General features: G+C 60.7%; 21 protein-coding genes. 11 read left to right on the forward strand and 10 right to left on the reverse strand.

Annotation, left to right across the window (positions count from 1 at the left end):
* Positions 1 to 11: 11 nt before the first annotated feature.
* From EJ071_RS17180 to EJ071_RS17195, 4 genes are all read right to left on the reverse strand, one after another.
* Positions 12 to 797, reverse strand: a complete 786-nt coding sequence (locus EJ071_RS17180) for a DNA-binding domain-containing protein (protein ID WP_126098908.1) — start codon at positions 795 to 797, stop codon at positions 12 to 14.
* Positions 784 to 1809 (reverse strand): DUF692 domain-containing protein, encoded by a 1026-nt coding sequence (locus EJ071_RS17185; RefSeq protein ID WP_126098909.1) that lies wholly within the window; start codon positions 1807 to 1809, stop codon positions 784 to 786. Before EJ071_RS17185 ends, EJ071_RS17180 begins: the two co-directional genes overlap by 14 nt.
* 42 nt (positions 1810 to 1851) lie before the next feature.
* On the reverse strand, positions 1852 to 2121 hold the full coding sequence (locus EJ071_RS17190) for a DUF2282 domain-containing protein (protein ID WP_126098910.1): 270 nt from the start codon (positions 2119 to 2121) through the stop codon (positions 1852 to 1854).
* A gap of 232 nt (positions 2122 to 2353) precedes the next feature.
* Positions 2354 to 3211, reverse strand: a complete 858-nt coding sequence (locus EJ071_RS17195; protein WP_126098911.1) for a hypothetical protein — start codon at positions 3209 to 3211, stop codon at positions 2354 to 2356.
* Between the two features lie 343 nt (positions 3212 to 3554).
* Between EJ071_RS17195 and EJ071_RS38545 the strand changes: the two genes are divergently transcribed.
* The 6 genes from EJ071_RS38545 (at position 3555) to EJ071_RS17220 (ending at position 7783) form a co-directional block, all read left to right on the forward strand.
* A complete protein-coding gene (locus EJ071_RS38545; protein WP_189521499.1) occupies positions 3555 to 3713 on the forward strand; it encodes a hypothetical protein in 159 nt (52 codons plus the stop codon).
* Between the two features lie 188 nt (positions 3714 to 3901).
* On the forward strand, positions 3902 to 4177 hold the full coding sequence (locus tag EJ071_RS17200; protein WP_126098912.1) for a hypothetical protein: 276 nt from the start codon (positions 3902 to 3904) through the stop codon (positions 4175 to 4177).
* A gap of 172 nt (positions 4178 to 4349) precedes the next feature.
* Positions 4350 to 5264, forward strand: a complete 915-nt coding sequence (locus EJ071_RS17205; RefSeq protein ID WP_126098913.1) for a LysR family transcriptional regulator — start codon at positions 4350 to 4352, stop codon at positions 5262 to 5264.
* Between the two features lie 189 nt (positions 5265 to 5453).
* Positions 5454 to 5954, forward strand: coding sequence for a cupin (locus tag EJ071_RS17210; RefSeq protein ID WP_126098914.1), 501 nt, complete (start codon positions 5454 to 5456; stop codon positions 5952 to 5954).
* An 88-nt stretch (positions 5955 to 6042) separates the two neighbouring features.
* Complete coding sequence (locus EJ071_RS17215; protein WP_126098915.1) at positions 6043 to 7245, forward strand: MFS transporter; 1203 nt, start codon at positions 6043 to 6045, stop codon at positions 7243 to 7245.
* Positions 7246 to 7339: 94 nt separating this feature from the next.
* Positions 7340 to 7783: a DUF302 domain-containing protein gene (locus EJ071_RS17220; RefSeq protein ID WP_245460339.1), complete on the forward strand. Its 444-nt coding sequence runs from the start codon at positions 7340 to 7342 to the stop codon at positions 7781 to 7783.
* A gap of 58 nt (positions 7784 to 7841) precedes the next feature.
* On the opposite strand, the gene EJ071_RS17225 is transcribed toward EJ071_RS17220, so the two are convergent.
* Positions 7842 to 8777 (reverse strand): LysR family transcriptional regulator, encoded by a 936-nt coding sequence (locus EJ071_RS17225; protein ID WP_245460276.1) that lies wholly within the window; start codon positions 8775 to 8777, stop codon positions 7842 to 7844.
* Between the two features lie 249 nt (positions 8778 to 9026).
* Here EJ071_RS17225 and EJ071_RS17230 point away from each other — a divergent pair, with 249 nt between their 5' ends.
* The 5 genes from EJ071_RS17230 to EJ071_RS17250 all read left to right on the forward strand — a co-directional run bounded on the left by EJ071_RS17230 (position 9027) and on the right by EJ071_RS17250 (position 14722).
* Positions 9027 to 9809: a 3-hydroxybutyrate dehydrogenase gene (locus tag EJ071_RS17230; RefSeq protein ID WP_126098917.1), complete on the forward strand. Its 783-nt coding sequence runs from the start codon at positions 9027 to 9029 to the stop codon at positions 9807 to 9809.
* A gap of 23 nt (positions 9810 to 9832) precedes the next feature.
* On the forward strand, positions 9833 to 10984 hold the full coding sequence (locus EJ071_RS17235) for a patatin-like phospholipase family protein (protein ID WP_126098918.1): 1152 nt from the start codon (positions 9833 to 9835) through the stop codon (positions 10982 to 10984).
* 33 nt (positions 10985 to 11017) lie between these two features.
* Positions 11018 to 12412: an NAD(P)/FAD-dependent oxidoreductase gene (locus EJ071_RS17240; protein ID WP_245460277.1), complete on the forward strand. Its 1395-nt coding sequence runs from the start codon at positions 11018 to 11020 to the stop codon at positions 12410 to 12412.
* A gap of 118 nt (positions 12413 to 12530) precedes the next feature.
* Positions 12531 to 13877, forward strand: coding sequence for an NAD(P)/FAD-dependent oxidoreductase (locus tag EJ071_RS17245; protein ID WP_126098919.1), 1347 nt, complete (start codon positions 12531 to 12533; stop codon positions 13875 to 13877).
* 140 nt (positions 13878 to 14017) lie between these two features.
* Entirely contained in the window at positions 14018 to 14722 is a 705-nt protein-coding gene (locus tag EJ071_RS17250) for a peroxiredoxin-like family protein (RefSeq protein ID WP_126098920.1), read from the forward strand.
* On the opposite strand, the gene EJ071_RS17255 is transcribed toward EJ071_RS17250, so the two are convergent.
* The 5 genes from EJ071_RS17255 to EJ071_RS17275 all read right to left on the reverse strand — a co-directional run bounded on the left by EJ071_RS17255 (position 14706) and on the right by EJ071_RS17275 (position 20385).
* A complete protein-coding gene (locus EJ071_RS17255) occupies positions 14706 to 15605 on the reverse strand; it encodes a LysR family transcriptional regulator (RefSeq protein WP_245460278.1) in 900 nt (299 codons plus the stop codon). The two genes, EJ071_RS17250 and EJ071_RS17255, sit on opposite strands and share 17 nt — an antisense overlap.
* 931 nt (positions 15606 to 16536) lie before the next feature.
* A complete protein-coding gene (locus tag EJ071_RS17260; protein ID WP_126098922.1) occupies positions 16537 to 17202 on the reverse strand; it encodes a hypothetical protein in 666 nt (221 codons plus the stop codon).
* 29 nt (positions 17203 to 17231) lie between these two features.
* The gene (locus tag EJ071_RS17265; protein ID WP_189521500.1) at positions 17232 to 18344 is read right to left on the reverse strand and encodes a hypothetical protein; all 1113 of its coding nucleotides are present in this window, start codon (positions 18342 to 18344) and stop codon (positions 17232 to 17234) included.
* Positions 18345 to 18497: 153 nt separating this feature from the next.
* Entirely contained in the window at positions 18498 to 19226 is a 729-nt protein-coding gene (locus EJ071_RS17270; protein ID WP_189521501.1) for a TfuA-like protein, read from the reverse strand.
* A gap of 4 nt (positions 19227 to 19230) precedes the next feature.
* The gene (locus EJ071_RS17275) at positions 19231 to 20385 is read right to left on the reverse strand and encodes a YcaO-like family protein (protein WP_126098924.1); all 1155 of its coding nucleotides are present in this window, start codon (positions 20383 to 20385) and stop codon (positions 19231 to 19233) included.
* Positions 20386 to 20402 lie beyond the last annotated feature (17 nt).

The following is a 20402-nucleotide window of genomic DNA, read 5'->3' on the forward strand; positions in this document are numbered from 1 at the left end:
GACTGTCTCCATCAGTTTGAGAGGGGAGGCACGGTGATGCGCACGTTTGTGACGAGCCCGTCGGCGAACAGGCGCACGAGCGCGGAAACGAGGTCGAAGTTCGGTTCGAGCGCATTCGCGCGGCTTGCAGCATGTTCGAGGCCGAAGCCGTGCTTGAGAGAATGGCGGAAGGCGAAGTCTGCGCGGTCGAGAAGAACCAGGCGAACGCTGTTCCCGGCCCGCCACAACGCCGCGCGTTCGGGGCGCCTCGTCCAGGTGCAATGCTGGTCGACCGCCGTGCCCTGCTGGTGCGCCGTCCACACCGACAGGATCGACCAGTGTGAAACGATCAGCCTGAGCGATGGCTGCAGCAGGATATCGGGCGAAGGCCCCAGGTCGATCTTGTCATAGTCCGCAAGGGTGCGGGGCGGCAGCGAAGTCGTATCTAGCGCCTCGGCGATGGCCCATTCGAGCCGCGCCGTTTCGGCGACGATCGGCATATCGGACAGCGTGTCGATCGTCTTGAGGAAACGCGGGAAGCCGGCGCCATAGCGTGCAAGGCGCGATTCAACCGGCGGATGACGTCGAATGAACTCGCTCGCCACGTAACGGAAGAACCGTTCGTCCACCAGGCGAACGGTGACCGGGAAGACAGCCATCAGCACCGCGGTGAGCGAACTGCGCGTGTTGTTCTGGTAGATGCGCAGGCGGGCCAGTGGATCGGCCTTGCCGGCGGTCAGCATTTTCGCGGAGACCATTGGTTCGATGGCAAGCACCGAGCGCGCCATGGTGGTCTGCAGGTGTTCAAGCGGCAACATCGTATCTTCCCTCCATTGGCGTTAAAGCGTTCGCCATCACAGGTCCGGCCTTGGCGGCAGCAAATGCTGCAAGCACAGGCATGCTGGTCGTCACGTTTTCAAAGGGGGTAGGGGACGCGGGCCGGGGCTTGGTTGCCGCGGCCTGTCTCGCAGCCTGCTTGCGGCCGAACATGATCGAAGCGGTCAGCATGTCGGCCCACATGGCTTCGCCAAGCAGCACGTCGAGAACCGGAACGTCGGTATCCCATTCGATCAGCGTGGGTCGCGGCCCGAGGCGCGTTATGGCGTGCTCATAGAGAGCCCAAACGACCGGCGGGACCCGCGAGCCATGGTCGTCGATCAGCACGGTGTCGGCCCCGACCTGATTGGTCGCATGACCGGCGAGATGGATCTCGCCGACAGCGCCCGCGGGCAGCACATCGATGAAGGCCTTTGCGTCGTATTGCAAATTGTGCGCCGAGACTTGGACATTGTTGACGTCCAGCAGCAGGCCACAGCCGGTCTTCGCGACGAGCGCGGCCAGGAACTCGGCCTCGTTCATCGAGGAGTCCGCAAACGCGACATAGGCAGACAGATTTTCGATCAACACCTGCCGCTTCAGCGCGTCCTGCACCGTCTCGACATTGCGCGCCACGATCGCCAGCGCCTCTTCGTCATAGCGCAGCGGCAATAGATCGTTCAGATAGGCGCCGTCGGCGACGCTCCAGGCAAGATGCTCGGAAACGAGATCGGGCTGGAAGCGCTCGCAGACCCTGCGCAGTCGCTCTAGATGATCGCGGTCCAAACCCCGCGCGCTGCCCAGCGACAGGCCGACGCCATGCACCGAAAGCGGGTAGATCTCGCGCAGTTTTTCCAGCGCCTCGACGCCGGCGCCGTCCCCCATGTAGTTCTCGGCATGGACCTCCAGCCAGCCGGCGGAAGGCCGTCGCGTCAGCATTTCGCTGATGTGAGGGGAGCGAAGACCGATGCCCGCCGATGCGGGGATCGCGAGGGGCTGAAACGCACGGGACATCGGTCTGCTCCATTCTAAGGGTTGGCTCGAAGTCTGGATCGTTCAGGCTTTCGGCTTGTCGCTGCCGCCTGCGATCTTGGCGCAGCTGCCGGCGGGCACGTAGAGCCAGGAATCCGCCTGGTTGTCGGCGGTCGCGGTGCCGGCGCAGGAATGCGTCGCGGTCTGGCAGTCGTTCTGGCCCGCCTTGACGACGCCGTAGCACTTCTCGAAGGCAAAGCTGGGCTTGGCGGCGGGGCCGCTGTAGGCAGCTGTCGCGGCAAGCGAAGTGGCGGCTGCGAGGGCCGATCCGATGAGGGTCTTGGTGTTGATCACAGGCTTGTCTCCTGGTTGGCGTTTCGAGAGAAAGACTGGCCGTGGGCCCGTCTGCAAATCAGTCTCTCCGATCGCGATGCCGAGCTGAAATGCTGTCTCGGCATGGAATTGATACGCAGTCCCTATGTCCCGGAAGGCGGCGCGAAAAAGCCCTCCGGCGGGGCACCGGAGGGCTTGGCACCTGCATTCGGGAGTATGCGAAGCAGGCGCGGCTAGGCGGGGAGCGAGGCGCCTAGATGTATCGTCTTTCGCAGTTTGCGGCCGAGGTTCCATCAGTGCGCAGAGGATCAGCGGCAAGCCAGTCCGCTGCGCGCTGTCGCCCCCTGTCGCGCATGTCGGTCAGTTCGCCCCAGTCGATCCAGGGCCGCAGGAGCAGCGGAACTCCGGCACGGTATCGACTGTCGAATATGGTGTGAACCGACGCGCATTTGGTCGAGCAATGACCCGCTGCGAGGCTGCGATCCGGACACGGCGTGGTGAAGACGGAAGGTCTGCCGGTGACGATCAGGCGATGGCGAGCTTCAGTTGCCGGGGCAGGCGGAGACTGGAAGACGTCGCCGTCACCCCAATAGACATCGCCGTCGATCTCGACAGGCAGCGAGAGGAAGGGGATCGTGGCTGCCGCGACGATCGCGTCGATCGACAACTGGTCGCTTGTGAATATCTTCACCGCATCCGTGCATGCGTTGACGGCCAGGACGCCCAGGTTCACCGGGCAGCCTTCGTCACGGATCTGCTCAAGGTCGATTGACTGTTCCAGGATCGATCGAAGCAGGCTGGCCCTGTCATCGGCGAAAACCGAGGCGTGGCTGACGCGTCGCCAGAAATTGGCGAGTGCCGTCCTCGTGCCGCGCCTGCCGCCGACGCTCAACCCATAGGCAAAGACCGCCGCCTCCATTGCGGCAAAGCCCGACGCGGTCACGCCGCTGACGCTGCAGTTTGCCTCGTCCAGCAGGCGATCGAGCACGCCCCAGACGAAAGCGCCATGTGCGTCGTTTGCCAGCACGATGTCGATCGTCCGGTCTTCCATACCAAGATCCGTCACCGACATGATGACTTGGTCTGTCTGCACTGCTGGCTGAGCAAGCATTGTTTGGTCTCCATCCCAAGATCGTCAACAAGGCGACTGGAGAAAGACTGCCGCATCTTCTTGTTCAGCCGAAATGCCAAGGTGGCATGAAGTCCATAGGCAGATTGCATTGGCTGCCGGTCTTCGCCCATCGCACCGTCCATACCGATCAGGCCAGGCGATGCGATACGTGTCGCCAAACATCGGCACCATTGCCAGAACCGCGACCTGGAACCGGAGATGAATGATGAGAAGACAACTCGTTTGTGTGGCTGCGCTTGCAATCAGTTTTGGTGCGAGCCCAGCGTCAGCCGACCCGTTCAGTGACCTCGCCGCATTGCCGACGTTCTATACGGACGCAACGATGAAGACGATGAAACCGATGGCCGGGTTCAAGAAGGCTTGGTTCGCCCTGTCAAAGCATCACCGGGTCAAGATGACGAAGGCGTGCAACGACCCGGCGATGAGCAAGCGCCACGCCCAATTTTGCGCCAACGTGCCTGCTTTGGGTGGTGCCGACTAGCAGTGCTTGCCGAGCACCCCTGGAATGCAGTGCCGGCATAAACTCCATTCGCCGACGGCATTGGCAATTTGAGCGCCGGATGAAGCAAAGTCCACCTCGGCAAACAGGAACAATAGAGTTCCAAATGCTGCCGGTCATCAGCGCAGTCGTCAAAAGGCGATTGCACAATTCTAGAGAAAGTTCTCACCATGAATATCAAAGCTATCTGCCTTGGCGCCTTTGCACTTTCCGTTCTTGGCGGAGTCGCGTTCGCCGGCGCGCTCGACGAGCCGTCGAACATGCAGCCCTTCTTTACCGATTCCGGCATGCAGACGATGAAGTCGAGCGCCGATTTCGAGATCGCGTGGAAAGCCGCGCCGAAGACCACGCAGGACGCGATGATGAAGGAATGCAATGACGCCGCTATGAGCAAGCCGCACGCTCAGTTCTGCGCCCAGCTTTTCGCCCTTGGCCACCACAGCTGATACTCCCAGACGGCGACCGACTACCGGACGCTTCGATGGCGGGTCTCTTGGCCCGCCATCCGTCATGACGAAACGCTATCGACTTTATAGCCCCCCTGCATTGGCGTGATGGAATGCTTTGCGGCAGGGTTCGAGCCTGAGCTTGCATCTCTGCAGTGGAGGGACGACCCGTATGGACATTCATCACATCCGCTATTTCCTGGCCGTCTGCGAGACACGCAATTTCACGCGCGCCGGCGAGAAGTGCAACGTCACCCAGCCGGCACTGTCCCGGGCGATCCAGCAACTGGAGGATGAGGTCGGCGGCCTGCTGTTCCGCCGCGAGAGGAATCTGACCCACCTGACCGATCTGGGCGCTTTGCTACGCCCGCGCTTTCAGCAGATCCTCGACGAGGTGACCGGCGTTCGGCAGGAGGCATCGAGATTCCTGTGCCTGGAAAACGCAAATCTCAAAGTTGGGGTCATGTGCACCATTGGCCCGCGCCGATTCACGGGTCTATTGGCGGACTTCAACAGGCGCCAGCAGGGCATCCAGTTGCAACTGGTGGAAGGCGTGCCCGCCTCTCTTTCGCAACTGCTGGAAGCGGGCGAAATCGACGTCGCCATCATGGCGTCCAGCAACAGCTTCCCGGAGCGGTTCGATGTCACGCCGCTCTATCGTGAGCGCTTCGTCCTTGCATTCCCCAATGGCCATCGGTTGGCCCGCAACGATAATGTCGCCATCTCCGAGCTCGACGGCGAGAACTATCTCAGGCGGCTGAATTGCGAATATCGCGATCACCTCGCCGGCCTTTGCAACGATCGTGGCGTGAAGCTCAGGATCTCCTACGCCAGCGAGCGTGAGGACTGGATTCAGAACATGGTATCTGGCGGGCTGGGTATCTGTTTCATTCCGGAATTCAGCGCAGTTATCCCAGGCTTGCAGATCAGGCCCGTGATCGACCCTGAAGTTTGGCGTGAAGTCTCGCTGGTTGTCGTCGCGGGGCGTCGATTCTCGCCGGCGACGTCGACATTTGTGAACAGTGTCAAGGCACACAGCTGGCCGGAAAGCGGCATCGATCTGTCGATCAGGAAAACAGCCGCGTAGCAAATCGAAGTGAAGGCTAATGCCGCAATAAATGTCGCGGCGAGAAAGTCGCGTTGGCGCGGTCACCCACCATAGTTTTCAGGTATCGAATTAAGAGCCAGTCAGCATTTCTCTTTCTTCGAGGCTGCCGTCACTCTCCTCCCATGCCCCGCTTCTGCGATTGGGCACCGACAAAAAGGAGAAATAGACATGGCTTCCAAGACTGTTGCATTGCGGGTGCCGCTGAAGCTGGCGCTGACACTCGGACTTCTCACCGCGACCGCCGCGTTTTCTGTGGCCCCGGTTTTCGCCGGCGACTGCCCTGCCGGCCAGGCCGCCACCACCGACATCCAGGAACATCCCAGCAAGCCCGTCGGCGTGACCGACACGGTTCTTTCGGCGATCGACCTCAGCAGCAAGGGTGAAGCCTGGAAAGGCAACATGCTGCGCCTGCGGAAGCTCGTCGTTCAGCCCGGCGGCGTCGTGCCGTGGCACGAGCACACGATTCGCCCCGCCAACATCATCGTCGTCGAAGGCTCGATCACTGAATACGCCAGCACCTGCAAAGTCGGCATCGAGCATCCGGCTGGCGACGTGACGGCCGAGTTCGGCCATCTCGCCCATTGGTGGAAAAACAACGGCAAGGTTCCGGCAGTGCTCTATTCCGCCGACATCCTGCCGCCTGCGATGCACAACGATCACATGATGTGATCCCGGCCTCGGGCGACCTCTTCCCATCAGCATTTGAAAGCGCGTCCTTGGGCGATCGCCCGGGGACGTGCCGCGACGGAGCTTTGCCATGACGACAAGCGAACATGCTGAACCGACAAGGCTGCGCATGGCAGCCGCAGACGGGTGGCGCTTCGGCATCATTGCCGTGATCGCATTTCTCACGCTCGTCGATCTTTTCGCCACCCAGGCCATCCTGCCTTCACTGGTGACAAAATTCGGCGTCAGCCGCGCGACCATGGGCTTCGCCGTCAACGCCAGCACCTTCGGCATGGCGGTGGCCGGTATCGCCGTCGCTCTCTTCGGGCGCGGCATTGATCGCCGCGACGGCATCTGGATCAGCCTGGCCATCCTGGCGGTCCCGACGACGCTGCTTTCGCAGACAGACAATATTGTGGTCTTCGCCCTGCTGCGCGTAGCGCAAGGCCTTTGCATGTCGACTGCGTTCACGCTCACGATGGCCTACCTTGCGGAGCATTTTTCCGCGCGGCAGACGACCGGCGCGCTTGCCGCTTATGTGACCGGCAATGTCGCCAGCAACTTTTTCGGCCGGCTGATGTCGGCGGCCGTCGCCGACATGTTCGGCATCTCCACCAACTTTCTGACATTCGCCGCCCTCAATCTGCTCGGCGCCGCTCTTGTCTGGTTCACGCTGCAGAAGACCTCGGCAATGATGCGCGCGGATGCGACGGGCGAGCTCGCCCAAGCGGCCTGGACGGCTCCGCTGCAGAATGCCGAGTTGCGCTCCTGTTTCGCGATCGGCTTCCTGATCCTCTTCGTCTTTATCGGCACGTTCACCTATGTGAACTTTCAGCTCGTTGCGGTGCCCTTGTCGTTGACGCCGATGGCACTGGGCGCGGTTTATTTCGTCTTCCTGCCGTCAATGCTGACCACTCCGCTCGCCGGGCGTGTGGCCTCGAGTCTCGGCCCGAGAGTGGGGGTCGGCGCAACACTTGTGCTGGCGATCGTCGGCTTGCTTCTGCTGCTCACACCCAGCCTTTCGATCGTTCTCGCCGGAATGGCGCTGGTTGCCAGCGGCACCTTCCTGGCGCAGGCGATAGCAACGGGACATGTCAGTCGGACCGCGTCGCGCGACCGCGCCGCCGCGAGCGGCATCTATCTCGCGTCCTACTATGCGGGCGGGCTCGCCGGCAGCTTCCTCATCGGACAGATCTACGATCGGATCGGCTGGACGGCATGCGTGGCCGCGCTGGTCGCGGTTCTCACGGCGGCGATCGCGATAGCCCGAACGCTGAGAACGCCAGCCGCGTGATCCCCGGAGCTGCGCCGGCGAGGTCGCTCGAGAAACTCAATCCATAGCCAAACCAGCAACCAAGGAGAATGCGATGAGAACCTACCTGAAAACCATGATTGCCGGTGCCGCCGTGCTGATGACGGTGGTCCTGCCGGCAGCCGCTTCCGACGGCGTCGTCACTGTCAAGAGCGGCTATTCCGTCGCCGAGACCGTCGCCCGCATCAAGAAGGACGTCCTCAAGAAGGGCATCATGTTCTTTGGCGTGATCGATCAGGCAAAGCTCGGCAACAAGGCCGGCAATGATGTCAGGCCGTCGCGGCTGGTCATGTTCGGCAATCCGGCGCTCGGCACGACGTTCATCACCTCAAATCCCGAGGCCGGCCTGGACTGGCCGGTGCGCGTGCTGGTCTACCAGACGCCCGATGGGCAGGTTTATGCCGCCTACAGCGACTTCGACTGGATTGCGAAGCGGCACGGCATCACTGACCGGCAGGCGCAGTTCAAGATGGCGACCGAGGTGATCCAGTCCGTGACGTCGTCGATCAGGAAGAACTGATCGACGCGAGGTACCGAAATGCTCGGCTCTTCGAACCTGTCAGCCTCGCACAGCCAGGTCATTCGGCGGCGGACAATGCCTTTGCCCGTTCGCCGAACCATTTCTTCTGCGTTGCTTCGCGGACCAGCGCGCCAACCGCAGGCGAATGCCTGCGGCCGCGCACCGTGACGAGATTGACGTCGCGCCAGAATTCCGGCTCCGTGATCGGCAATGCCGCCACGCCAGGGTGCTTGGCGGTGTGCTCGGGCATAAACCCGAAACCGAGCCCGGCAGCGATCATGGCGAGTGTCCAGTCGTCGCGGTCGCTCCAGTAGACCGGACTGACGGTAACGCCCTGTCGGGCAAGGATGGCATCTGCATAGCCGGCGAATTCGCAGTTGTTGCGGTGAATGTAGCTTTCATTGCTCATGTCCTTCACCCGCACGACCCGCCGGTTCGCTAGCCGGTGCGACAGATGAACGGCCATCACCATCTGCTCGCGAAAGAGCGGCAGTGAGTGAACCTCCTCGTCGGGAACGTCCGACGGCAGCGCATAGATGGCAGCCTCGAGATCGCCTTCGAGCAGTCTCTTCCGAAGGTTCACGGCGTCTGAATCGCAAAGGTGAAGCTCCACGCCCGGGTGATGCCTTCGGACTGCCGCGATCAACTCGATGATCTCGTCCGGTGCGATCGTGCTCATGATGCCGACCCTCAGCGGCATCTTTTTCAGGTTCACATACTGCTCGGCGATCTGCTTTGCCTGGCGGGAGTTCTCGAAAACACCTTCGAGATAGGTCTCGACCATGCGACCGAGTTCGGTGAGGTGAGTGAACCGGCGCTCTCGGTGGAAGAGCGGCCCGCCGAATTCATCCTCCAGCAACTTGATCGCACGCGAAAGCGCCGGCTGCGTGACGTTGCACTGCTCGGCCGCCCTGGTGAAATTCAACTCCTTGGCGACGGCCAAGAAATATCGGACCTGGCTGATCTCCACCGCACGCTTCCCCTTGGCGTGCATGCCGCACGACCCGCGTTGCAGGGGCAATCTTACAAGCTGCCCCAGCGTCAAACAACCCGGCCTGCAGATCTATATCGCCGGCGCTCCGGTCAGACTGTCGGCTATCGAATCCATGTCTCAACGGCATTTCCGCAGCTTCGGACGGCTCGCCATACTGATCGGGAGATGTAGATCCGGGGCCTTCCAGCCCGCTGCCTGCAGCCGTTTTGCCGGCCAAATCGGCAGCGGCTCAAACCGAAGGAAACAACGATGCTCAGAGGAAAGACAGCACTCATCACAGGCTCGACAAGCGGCATCGGCCAAGGCATTGCGGAGGCTTTCGCGGCCAAGGGCTGCAACGTCGTTCTGAATGGCTTCGGCGACCCTGCCGAGATTGAGCTGCTGCGGTCGAGGCTTGCCGCCGATCACGAGGTGACCGTCCGCTACGACAATGCCGACATGAGCAAGGGCGAGGCGATCACCGTAATGATGGACAAGGCCATCGCCGAGTTCGGCGCGGTCGACATCCTGGTCAACAATGCCGGCATTCAGCATGTCGCACCGATCGACGACTTCCCGATCGAGAAGTGGGAGGCGGTCGTGGCGATCGATCTGATGTCTTCGTTCTATACGATACGGCGCGCTCTGCAGGCGATGAAGGCGCGCAAATGGGGCCGCATCATCAATGTTGCCTCGGCCCACGCCCTCGTCGCCTCGCCATACAAATCCGCCTATGTCGCCGCCAAGCATGGCGTGGCCGGCCTGACCAAGACGGTCGCGCTGGAAGTTGCCGAACAGGGCATTACGGTCAACGCCGTTTGCCCCGGTTACGTGCTCACCCCGCTGGTCGAAAAACAGATACCGGACACGGCCAAGGCCCGCGGGATTACCGAAGAGCAGGTGATCAAGGACGTGCTCCTGGCTGCCCAGCCAACGAAGCAGTTCGTGACCGTTGAGCAGGTGGCGTCGCTATGCCTGTTCCTGGCCTCGGACGACGCGGCCTCGATCACCGGCGCCATCATGCCGATCGAGGGCGGCTGGACCGCCCACTAGATCCGGCGTGAGGAACGAAAGCCATGAACAAGATCACGCGAAACCCGCCCGTCTCCGAGCCGGCAGTCGAGGTCACTCATCAAGGGGAAGCCAAACGCCAGACTGTCCTTGTCCTTCAAGGCGGTGGCGCGCTCGGTGCCTACCAGGCCGGCGTCTACCAGGCGCTTGTCGAAGGCGGCATCGAACCTGATTGGGTCATCGGCACATCGATTGGCGCGATCAATGCCGCGCTGATTGCCGGAAACGAGCCTAAGGATCGCCTGCCCAGGCTCCAGGAGTTTTGGGACGGCGTTAGCCGAAGCAGCCCGCTGGATGAGTTTTTCCGGATGATGGTTCCAAGCAACGTCTTTGCCAATATGGGCACGGTGATGGGTGGAATACCCGGCTTCTTTGAACCGAACCCAAGCGCCATGTTCGGAGTCAACCGCGAAGTGGGTGTGGAAAATGCCTCCTACTATACCACCGATCCGCTGAAGAGGACGCTCGCCAACCTGATCGATTTCGACTACCTCAACCGCCGCCACATGCGTTTGACGGTCGGTGCGGTCAACGTCAACACCAGCGAGCTCAGATATTTCGACAGCACTCTGATGCCGCTGTCGGCCGCCCATATCATGGCGTCAGGGGCCCTCCCGCCGGCATTTCCGGCTGTGTGCATCGATGGGGAGCCCTACTGGGACGGCGGCATCTATTCGAACACTCCGATCGAGGTGGTGCTCGACGCGCGACCCCGACGCGACGCGCTGATCTTCGCGGTGAACATGTGGCAACCGCGCGGCGCGGAGCCAAAATCGATCTGGCAGGTCATGGGGCGGCAAAAGGATCTTCAATACGCCAGCCGCGGCAAGAGCCATGTCGCTCGCCAGGAGCAATTACATCGGCTCAGGCACGTTGTGCGAGAAATGGGAAAACTCGTCCCAGAAGAACGACGCGACGATCCGATGTTCAAGGAACTAGCCTCCTATGGCTGCCCGTCGGTCATGCACCTTGTCCGGCTGCTTTCGCCGCGCCTCGACGGCGAGGATCACACCAAGGACATCGACTTCACACGCGCGGGCATCCGAACCCGTTGGCAGGCAGGATACGAGCATGGGCAGCGCGTCCTCTCGCAGAAGCCGTGGGAATGCGAAGTCGACATGCTGCAGGGCATCGTGATCCACGAATCGCAAGAGTGATGCGCCGCGCCGAGGAAGAGACGGAGACCACCGATGCAGATCATCACTCCAGGTATGCGGCTCATTCCTGAAGCCGTGCTTGCCAACAACGCCGCACTCTTCCGCACGATACCGGAAACGCCTTCCCACGCGGACAAGTCGCTGCATCGCGTGATCATCGTCGGTGGCGGTGCGGGTGGACTGGAACTGGCGACACGTCTCGGCCGCAAGTTCGGCAACCGGCGGCTTTCCGTCACGCTTGTCGACCGCAGCCGCACCCATATCTGGAAACCGCTGCTGCATGAGGTGGCATCCGGCGCCTTGAGCGCGTCGCATGACGCCGTCGAATACATCGCCCATGCCAGCCGACACGGCTATCGATACCGCATTGGCGAGGTGGTCGGCATCGATCGTGCCAAACGCCAGGTTTTTGTCGCGCCCAGCTTCGACGATGACGGCAGGCAGATCATCCCGCCGCGTGTTCTGGGCTACGACACGCTGGTCATGGCCGTCGGCAGCATCAGCAACGATTTCGGCACGCCGGGCGCCGCACGCTATGCCATTTCGCTCGACACAGCAGAGCAAGCCGCCCGCTTCAACAAGCGCATGATAGATGCATGCCTGCGCGCCAACGCGCAATACGAGCAGCTGTCGCCCGGCCAGCTCCATTGCGTCATCGTCGGCGCCGGCGCCACCGGTGTCGAGCTGGCCGCGGAATTGCACAAATCGATGCGGGAAATTGCCTCGAACAATCTCGACAACATCGATTTCGAGCGACTGATCCGCATCACCATCGTCGAGGCCGGGCCGCGCATCCTGCCCGCCCTTCCGGAGCACATGGCCCAAGCTTCGGCGCGCCTGCTCATCAAACTGGGCGTCCAGATACGGTGCGGCATCAAGGTCACCGAGGTGAAAGAGGATGGCATCCGGCTCGGCGAAAAACTCTTCGTGCCGGCCGAACTCGTGGTCTGGGCGGCCGGAATCAAGGCGCCGGACTTCCTCAAAGACCTCGACGACCTCAAGACAGATCGCATCAATCGCCTGATCGTCGACGAAACCTTGCGGACGGTTGGAGACGAGAATGTGTTCGCGATCGGCGACTGCGCGAACTTCGTCCTGCCGGGCGAAGACAACGCCTTGCCGCCGCGTGCCCAGACAGCTCATCAACAGGCGAACCACATGGCGAAGGTGATCGCAGCACGTCTCGCGGGGCTGGGCGCGCCGGCGTATCGCTACCGCGACTATGGTTCGCTCGTCTCGCTCGCCGACTATGGCGCGTTCGGCAGCTTGATTGGCGGCCTCAAGATTGAAGGCCTGCTTGCGAGGCTCGTCTATCGCTCCCTGCACAAGATGCATCTCAAGGCAGTGCACGGCTTGGCGAGGACGGCGCTGGCTTCGATCGGCGAGATGATAGTCAGGCGCGCCAGACCGCGGATCAAGCTTCACTAATGCATGTCGCCCAAAAGCGCGTAGCGGTTTTGGGAGAACGATGTGCATCAAAACAGAGACTTGAAGCGCGTCGATCGAATTCGTTTCGACGCGAAGCGCTTGGCGCGGAGGCGGTGCGATGGAAAAGTATGACGTCGTGATCCTGGGCGGCGGCAATGCCGGAATGGGCGCCACGGTCGCGACTCGCGCCGCCGGACTTTCCGTCGCCATGATAGAGGCTCGCGATCTCGGCGGCACCTGTCCCAATCGCGGCTGCACGCCGAAGAAGGTGCTGGTCGCTGCGGCGCACGTGTTGGACGAGATCGAAAGGGCCGGCAGTCATGCAATCAGGGTCGATCCGCCGAGGCTCGATTGGCGAGCCTTGATCGAACGGGAAAAAGACATCATCAGGGACATCCCATCCCGCCTGTCCGGATTGATGGCCAAGCGCGGGGTCGATGTCATCTCCGGCCAAGCTTCATTCATTGGCAGCAACGCTATCCGCGTCGGCACCCGAGAACTCGAGGCCAGGAACATCGTCATCGCCACCGGCTCCAAGCCGCGTCCACTGTCGATCCCGGGCGCCGAGCATCTGACGACTTCCGACGATGTTCTGAGCGATCCTGTGCTGCCGCGTGCGGTGGTGTTCATCGGCGGCGGCGTCATCGCTTTCGAACTGGGGCATGTCTATGCGCGCGCGGGCGTCGACGTGATGATCCTCGAGGCGCTGCCGCAACTTCTCCCAGGCTTCGACACGGACGCCGTCGCTCAACTGCGTGGCGAGAGCGAGCGGCTCGGTATCGGCATCCATACCACGGCCTGGGTGAAGAGGATCGACAAGGCCGACGGACGGCTGCGGGTGAGTTTTGCGAAGGACGGCGTCGAATCCATGGTGGCCGCCGATCGGGTCGTCAACTGCGCCGGGCGCGTGGCCAATGTCGAGGGCCTCGATCTTGGCGCCGGTGTCGTCGTGCACCGAGAAGGCCGCATCGAAATCGACGATCACCTGCGCTCGCGCTCCAATCCCGATGTCTATGTCTGCGGCGACGCGGTATGGAACTCCCCGCAGCTTTCGCCGATAGCGACCTATGAAGGCGGGATCGTCGGCCGCAACATCGCCGAGGGACCGAAGCATCGACCCGATTACAGTCATATTCCAGCCTCGCTTTACAGCATTCCGGCTGTGGCAAGCGTTGGACTGACCGAAGCCAAGGCGAGGGAACGGGGCCTTCACGTCAAGGTCCATCTGAACGACATGCAAGGCTGGCTTTCCGCGAGGACCTATGCGGAGGCGGTCGCATGGTCGAAGATCATCGTCGAGGAGACGACAGATCGGATCGTCGGCGCGCATCTGGTAGGCCATGCTGGCGAGGAGCTGATCCACATCTTCGCGCTCGCCATGAAACACGGCATCCCGGCACGAGGGCTGTCCGAGATGGTCTGCGGTTTCCCGACTTTTTCGGCGGATATAAGGAACATGATGTAACGCGCCAATCCGAAGTGGCGAATAGAACATGAACCTGGCATGCGTCGATGCACGTGGGGCATCGAAACCATGCAGGAAAAGCATGCTAAATGCCGACGGGCTTTGGTGATAGGCTGCGGGCGACATGTGAAAGTGCAGAAATGGCCGCCGACGACCAGGCAATGACATTCGAGCAATCTGTCCAGGCTGCCATCGAACTCGATGCGCCTCTCAATGAACGGCTGGCGGTGATCGCCGCGGCGGTCCGACGCCTGAACTCGGAATTCGCGGACGCCGTTGACCGGCTGGTGGATCGCCTGGAGAAGCAGGGGGCCGGGACTTTGGCGCCGGCTCGGGGTGAGGCCATGCCGGGTTTCCTGCTGCCAGACGACGAGGGCAGGCTTGTCAGTTTGGCCGAGATCCTTGCAAAGGGGCCCGCCGTCATCACCTTTCAGCGCGGGCACTGGTGCCCCTATTGCCGCTTGAACGCGATCGGGATCGTCGAGGTGCAGCGCCAGATTGCGGAGCTGGGTGGCCAGGCGGTAGTGATCATGCCGGAGCGGCGCAAATTCGCCAAAGCCATGAAGGCTGCGGTTGGCGCGCAGTTTCCGTTCCTGATCGACATGGACAACGGCTATGCATTGTCTCTCAACCTTGCGATCTGGGTCGGCGCCGAGATGGAGCGGCTGATGGGCCTGGGGTTCGATCTCCCCAACTACCAGGGCAACAGCAGCTGGTTTCTGCCGATCCCCGCAACCTTCATCGTCGGAACGGACGGGATCATCTCGGATCGCTTTGTCGATCCGGACTACCGCCGGCGGATGGACATCGACGACCTGATTGCCGCCCTCAGGCGGGCTCGCTGACGCCGAAGGACGACCAGTCGGCCGATCTCAGCAGGTTGAGCAGCGTCGTCGCGACCGGCGAGCGCTGCCTGCCGGCTACCGCGTAGACGGAAACGGTTCGCGAAACGTCGAGATCACGAAGTTTCAGTCGTCGGATGTTCGAGGATCGCGGTGCCGTGAGCGAGACAAAGCCAACCCCGGCGTTCGCCTCCAGCAGGGCCAGCAGGTCCTGGTCGGTCTCGACCTCATGCGCAGTCCGAGGCGAATAGCCTTTTGCAGAAAGGCAGCGCGACAGCTCTTCGCTTGTCTCCCAATCGACCCGGCTGAGCACAGGTTCCGCGGCAAGCTGAGCCAACGCGACGTCGGCCTCGTTGCGGCGGGCCAGCGGGTGATCGGAATTCACGGCGAGTTCGATCCCTTCCTGAAAAAGCGGCCATGCGTCGAGGCGATCCCAAGCCTGACCAAGGGGGCCGGCAACGGCTAGTTCCGCTTGGCCGCCCTTGAGCGCCTCTATGACGGCCGCTGGCGAGCCGCGGTGGATTTTGAGATGTACGCCGGGATAGGCCCGGAAAAGCTCGGCAAATGGCGAAACCAGCAGCGCAATGTTGACGCTGTTCGAAATGGTGACGTTGAGAGGGGCGACGTCGCTGCTTTGCACCGCCTTGGCCAGTGATTTGGCAGAAGTGGCCGCGTCATAGCACTGCTGCAGCAAGGGCAGCATGCGCCGTCCAAGCTCGGTAAGGTGCGAGTGCTGGCGCTCGCGCCGAAGCAGCTCTCCGCCCAATTCCTCTTCGAGCGTCTTGATCGCACGCGTGAGGGCCGGCTGAGTGACGTTGCATTCCTCGGCCGCTCTGGTGAAGTTCAACGTGCTGGACAGGGCCAGAAAATAGCGGACCTGCTGCATCTCCATGAACTTCCGCCCCCTCAGCGAAATGGTCTATCAGCAATTACGCATGTTATTAGGCTAGCGCAACAGAGCGGATTCGGCAAAGCGAGCCAGCTTGAATGTCTGCTTTCGCCATGCCGGCACTGAAAACCGCCGGTTCGCATTCGGCCCCGGAACCAGCCGAGCTAATGCCCTCGGTCAACACACATTCATCGACCCTTTTGTGGGATAAGGTAGAGACACCGCTTGCATTGAAAACTAGTCCTCCTCCTAGTGCCTAGGTTCGCCAGACGATACGAGAGAATACGAAGGAAATGGGTTGGCGAACCATCCACTAACCTCTTGATTTCCTGTAGAAAACAACGACCTCCGGGCTCACCATTGTCATACTCAAATAATTGATTTTGCTGGTGATTCTTCGGGTCGGCCCATAATGCGGACTCGAACCCCTCTATTTCCGACTAACCAGAAGTTGCCCGATCGGCTATTGGAGGACAGCGGAGTAGGCTTTGGAACTCGTAACGTCAAGCTGCCAGCTCGGTCAGGAAAGTCCCCTGTCAGGCTGCAGGCTTTTCCCTATGAACTCACCCAGGAAAGTCCAGCTAAGGCATTGAATCCACCGCGCGACTTCAGGTGAAAAGTAGTTCTGGCGCCCAAAAATGCTGAAATTCGCTGTTTTTTGGCGCCTGACAGGGAAAATCAGACAGGGACAGGTTCACAACTGACTGCAAACACCACCAAAATCATTGATTTTGTTGATGAAAATTGCCGTCTGCCCTTGCAGCGAAGCGACCCGGACCGAGCCCGGGTGCCAAGCCTCGAAGTTGATCGGGCAGCGCCGCAGCCAACTCGACGCCCCAAGCTCCGCGAGGTTGTCGTTTCCGACTGCACCAAGCTCGGGTTGGCCGACACAACCCCTGGACGGGCTGCTAAGTAGCGGGATCTATCATTACTCAGTCAGCCTGCCACTGCGGTGCCCAAGCGCCTGCCTGGCCGCGTACATGGTCGGCGAGCGTTTGCCGGGAAGGTTTGCCTCGAGAACAAGCTGTTCGATAAAGCCCTGGTTCATTTCAAACTCGACGCATTGGTCGAGTTTATCGACGATCCAGACCCTGTAGTAGTCTTTCTTGAGATCATATCCGGAATCATCGCTGGGTATCTCTAGCGGAGGCGCCGGTATCAACATAATTTTGGGTTTTGGCAGATCGTATGTGTGTCCCTCATACGCGTATCCAAATATTATTCCAGAGCTGAATTTCTTCGTATCTTTCTTTGTTTCTGGTTGTATGTCGATTGCGCTAATCAATAGCATGTAATTTTCTAATACAGACTTAACAAAAACATAAGAGCTGTCGGGCTTTTTATCCTCTTGTTTGTCAAACATGAGTCTTATCGACTGTAGTAACTCATCGGTATAATCAAGGTCGCCTTCTGCCAATTTGGAAAAAGTTATGGCGTACTGGTTCTCTTTTACAATAGTGTTTATACCTCCAAAGTCATTTTTGTGTTCTGGCTTTGGTAGTCCAGGAACCCCGTAGAGCCGCACCTGCGTTGCATTGAACGCTCCGTGCGCATCGGTCGACGTATATGTAGGGCGGTGATAGTCGTCGCTCATGATGCTTCTCCTCGCTTTGACAATTCAGTTCATGAAATCTCTCGCCATCTGAAGTTTTCTTCGAACTTAGCGCCCAGCGCCCGCGCGATGCGGCTGCCGGCTTCGGCAACGGCCATCGCGGCATTCTCAAATGTCAGATCGTCGGCGTCGAGGTCGGACCAGGTCCGGGCAAGGGTGAGCGCCACATCGTCACGCGCCCGGGTAAGCGCGCTCTTGAACAGGAACGGCCTGGCACGGAAGGCCAGCGCCGTGAAATCCGAGATGCGGTGCATGGCGACCTCGTCGATATCCCTGATGTCGATATCGAGAAGCCGCTCGTCGGCCAGTCCATCACCCACGAGATTCGCGTGATAGGCGTCGACGATCGTGTCGAACACGGCGCCAGTAAAGGGCCGCGACCTGTCATGGATTTCGTCGGTGACGTCAGACATGCGGCGCGAATTGCTGGCGAGGCGAATCTGCCGGTCGCCGATCAGTTCGGCGATGCGGTTGAGTTCGTTCAGGACGAGGAGGTTGCCGTTGCAGTGGCGGAGCAGCCGGTCGAGACCGCTGTCGAAATGCAGGAAGGACAGAAGCGACGTTATGTCGGCGCTCGCCTCATGGAACGACGCGAAGTCACCAGTCCTCAAGCCATTTGCCGGCACCCCAAAAAGGGAAAACAGAATCGCATGGCCGACCTCATGCGCAATCGTATCGAAGTTGAGAGCGTAGGGATAAGTTCGACCGTCGGGCGCCTTGTCCGCGCCGAGTTCCAGATAACCATAGCCGGACTGGGCGTTGTTCCAGTCGACCCACGGAATGATCTCCAGCCGCTCATAGGTTTCGGCGAAGTACCAGGTTATCGGCCGCCCAAGGTAGCTTTCCCAGATGTCCAGGACCCGGCTGACTGCCCCGAAGGCGTGTGCCGCCAGGAACTGACGTGAATTCAATGAAATCTGGTCGAAGTGACCGTCGTAGGCGGGTTCCGCCGGCGGGAAGACCTCGCCAACGAAGGGCGGTAGATAGGGATACTCGTAAGGTTCCTTGTCGAGGAGCGGATCGCGGACATAGATGCGATGGTCCTCCGGACCGGGGCGCAACCGGCCGGGTGGGGTCGATATCCAGACGGTCTCGGGTGTGCCGTAATCGGCAAGATGGGGCACCTGGGGAAATAGCAGGAAGCGCGTGCCGACGGAGCGACTTTGGTCGCTGGATCGATCGAGCGTCCCCAGTAGCTCAGCCCCTCTCATATTAGTACATTAGCAAAATGGCATACGCGTTGTAAATTGAGATTGAGAATTCTCGCCCTGATGCTTTCAAATCTCTAACCCGGCTTCGTCGAGATCCTTAAAGAAAGCCGCCGTCAATTGGAAATCCGGCAGGGGTACGGGCTCATTGAATAAACCGTGATGCAATAGCCGGAGCGCATCACGTGCATCCTGCTTCTTTTGCTGAACGAAAGCAGCGGCGAGGATCGCCTGATATTTCTCAACAACGAGATCGCCTTCGCATGACAAGGCGTTACCGACCATGCGGGCGAGCGTGCGCTCGCGAAAATTGAGAGCTTGCGCGGCGCGCTCCAGTCTCGTTCTGTATTCAGCCGAAATGATGCCTCGACGGCAGGCTCTGCGAACCGTCATGCGAAGATCGATCAGCGCGTGGGTCATGGGCGCGCAGTTTACCTCCCATGGCCCGTGCAGCACGGCCACCGCATCGTCAGGCGCAAAGGCAAAACGACGATACCACCGGTAGATGAGCCCCACTCCTTGCATGTACGGAAAGAGCTCCGCAGCGCGAAGAGCCCCCATGCTCGCTGCGCCTATTACCGGAACACCTTTCGCTATTGCCCAAAGGATTTCCTTGTGCCTGACCGCCGGCTCCGACTGAAAGCCGCCGTCGATGATGACTATCGCACTCGGATCAAAATGCTGCACCGCCGCAATGATGGAACCCTGCGCAGCCGGCGGAAGGCAGATCGCCTCCACCACTTCCAGTACTTCGCCCTGCGACAGGGTGGGACCGGTAAAGACCAGCTTGGGACGCATTTGCCTAGCCATGCAACAGCGGCGCCAAGGCCGGTATGACGATCCTGACGACTGACAGGTCGCCGAGCGGTCTAGTATCAAGCTGAATCATGTACACTGTATCGATTCCTGCGCCCTCGACCTGTGCGAGAAGGTCAGACATCCTATTTCCCGCGCTGGTGTAATTCTGCCCGGCAATCGCGTGGAAATGTACGTCGCGAGGGCCGTCGGACAGGAGGCGTCGGTGCGCCGCAATTTTTTGCCAATCGGGATATTTTGGATAGGACGCACGTGTCAGGTCATCACGGGCGCCGGAGATCGCCGTCAGTCGCGACTGCGCCGCCTCGTAGATTGCGTGAACTATCGCGGACGCGGCATCGAAACCTGCAGCCGAGCCCTCTGCCGGATGGTGAAGAATTGCAGTTTCCGGCGGCCGATCCTCCATGAGATGGCACCAGATCACCGGTAGTCCCAGCGGTGAGGGGGCCTGCCAAAGCCCCACCAGCAGGCCTTTGGCTTCCAGGCTTTCGAGAAGGCTCGCAACTGTCGGATCATCGATCGTTCTCGGGTCAATTCGACGGCGCTGGAAAAAGCCATGGATTCGCTCCGCCCGCGTGAGTGCGTCGCGCTCGATGCATTCCATTATCCCGTGCAGGATAGAGTCCGTTTCCTCGAAGGAGGCCGCTAGGCCGGACGTAGACGAAGCGAAGATTTCCTCGTGGGGCCGCGGCGGGAACACATAGGCAGTGTGCACAAGCTCGAATGGGACCCAATCCTGCTGACCCTGGAGGATATTCTCGGCATGAATCCAAGCTATCTCCCTGCTGCGCCAGCCCGGGTCGGCTCCAGGCTGGAGGTGGGCTTCGAATCTTTCAGGAGGAATGTTCAGGGAGTCAGCGGAGGCCGCGACGGGGTCGTAGTGCGCCAAACGCTCGGCAAAGTAGGACTCTGCGGCCTCGAGAATGGCCGATACCGCAGCTTCGGTTCTGGTCGGCCCCTTGCCTTGCGAAACGGAATTCAAAAGGGAGAAAGGCCTGACAGCCTGAACCACGGGTATGTCGAGCACGTCGAGACCTGTGATGTCCGCAATCCGTGTGATGCCCAAAAGCTCGCGCATCGTCATTAGCCGCATGAGTGCTTCGCGCGGCGGAGGACCCGAGCGCTCGTATCGTTCCAGCATGGAGGCTTCCTGATCTC

The sequence above is a fragment of the Mesorhizobium sp. M1B.F.Ca.ET.045.04.1.1 genome, from assembly GCF_003952465.1.
In the GTDB taxonomy this organism is placed as follows: domain Bacteria; phylum Pseudomonadota; class Alphaproteobacteria; order Rhizobiales; family Rhizobiaceae; genus Mesorhizobium; species Mesorhizobium shonense.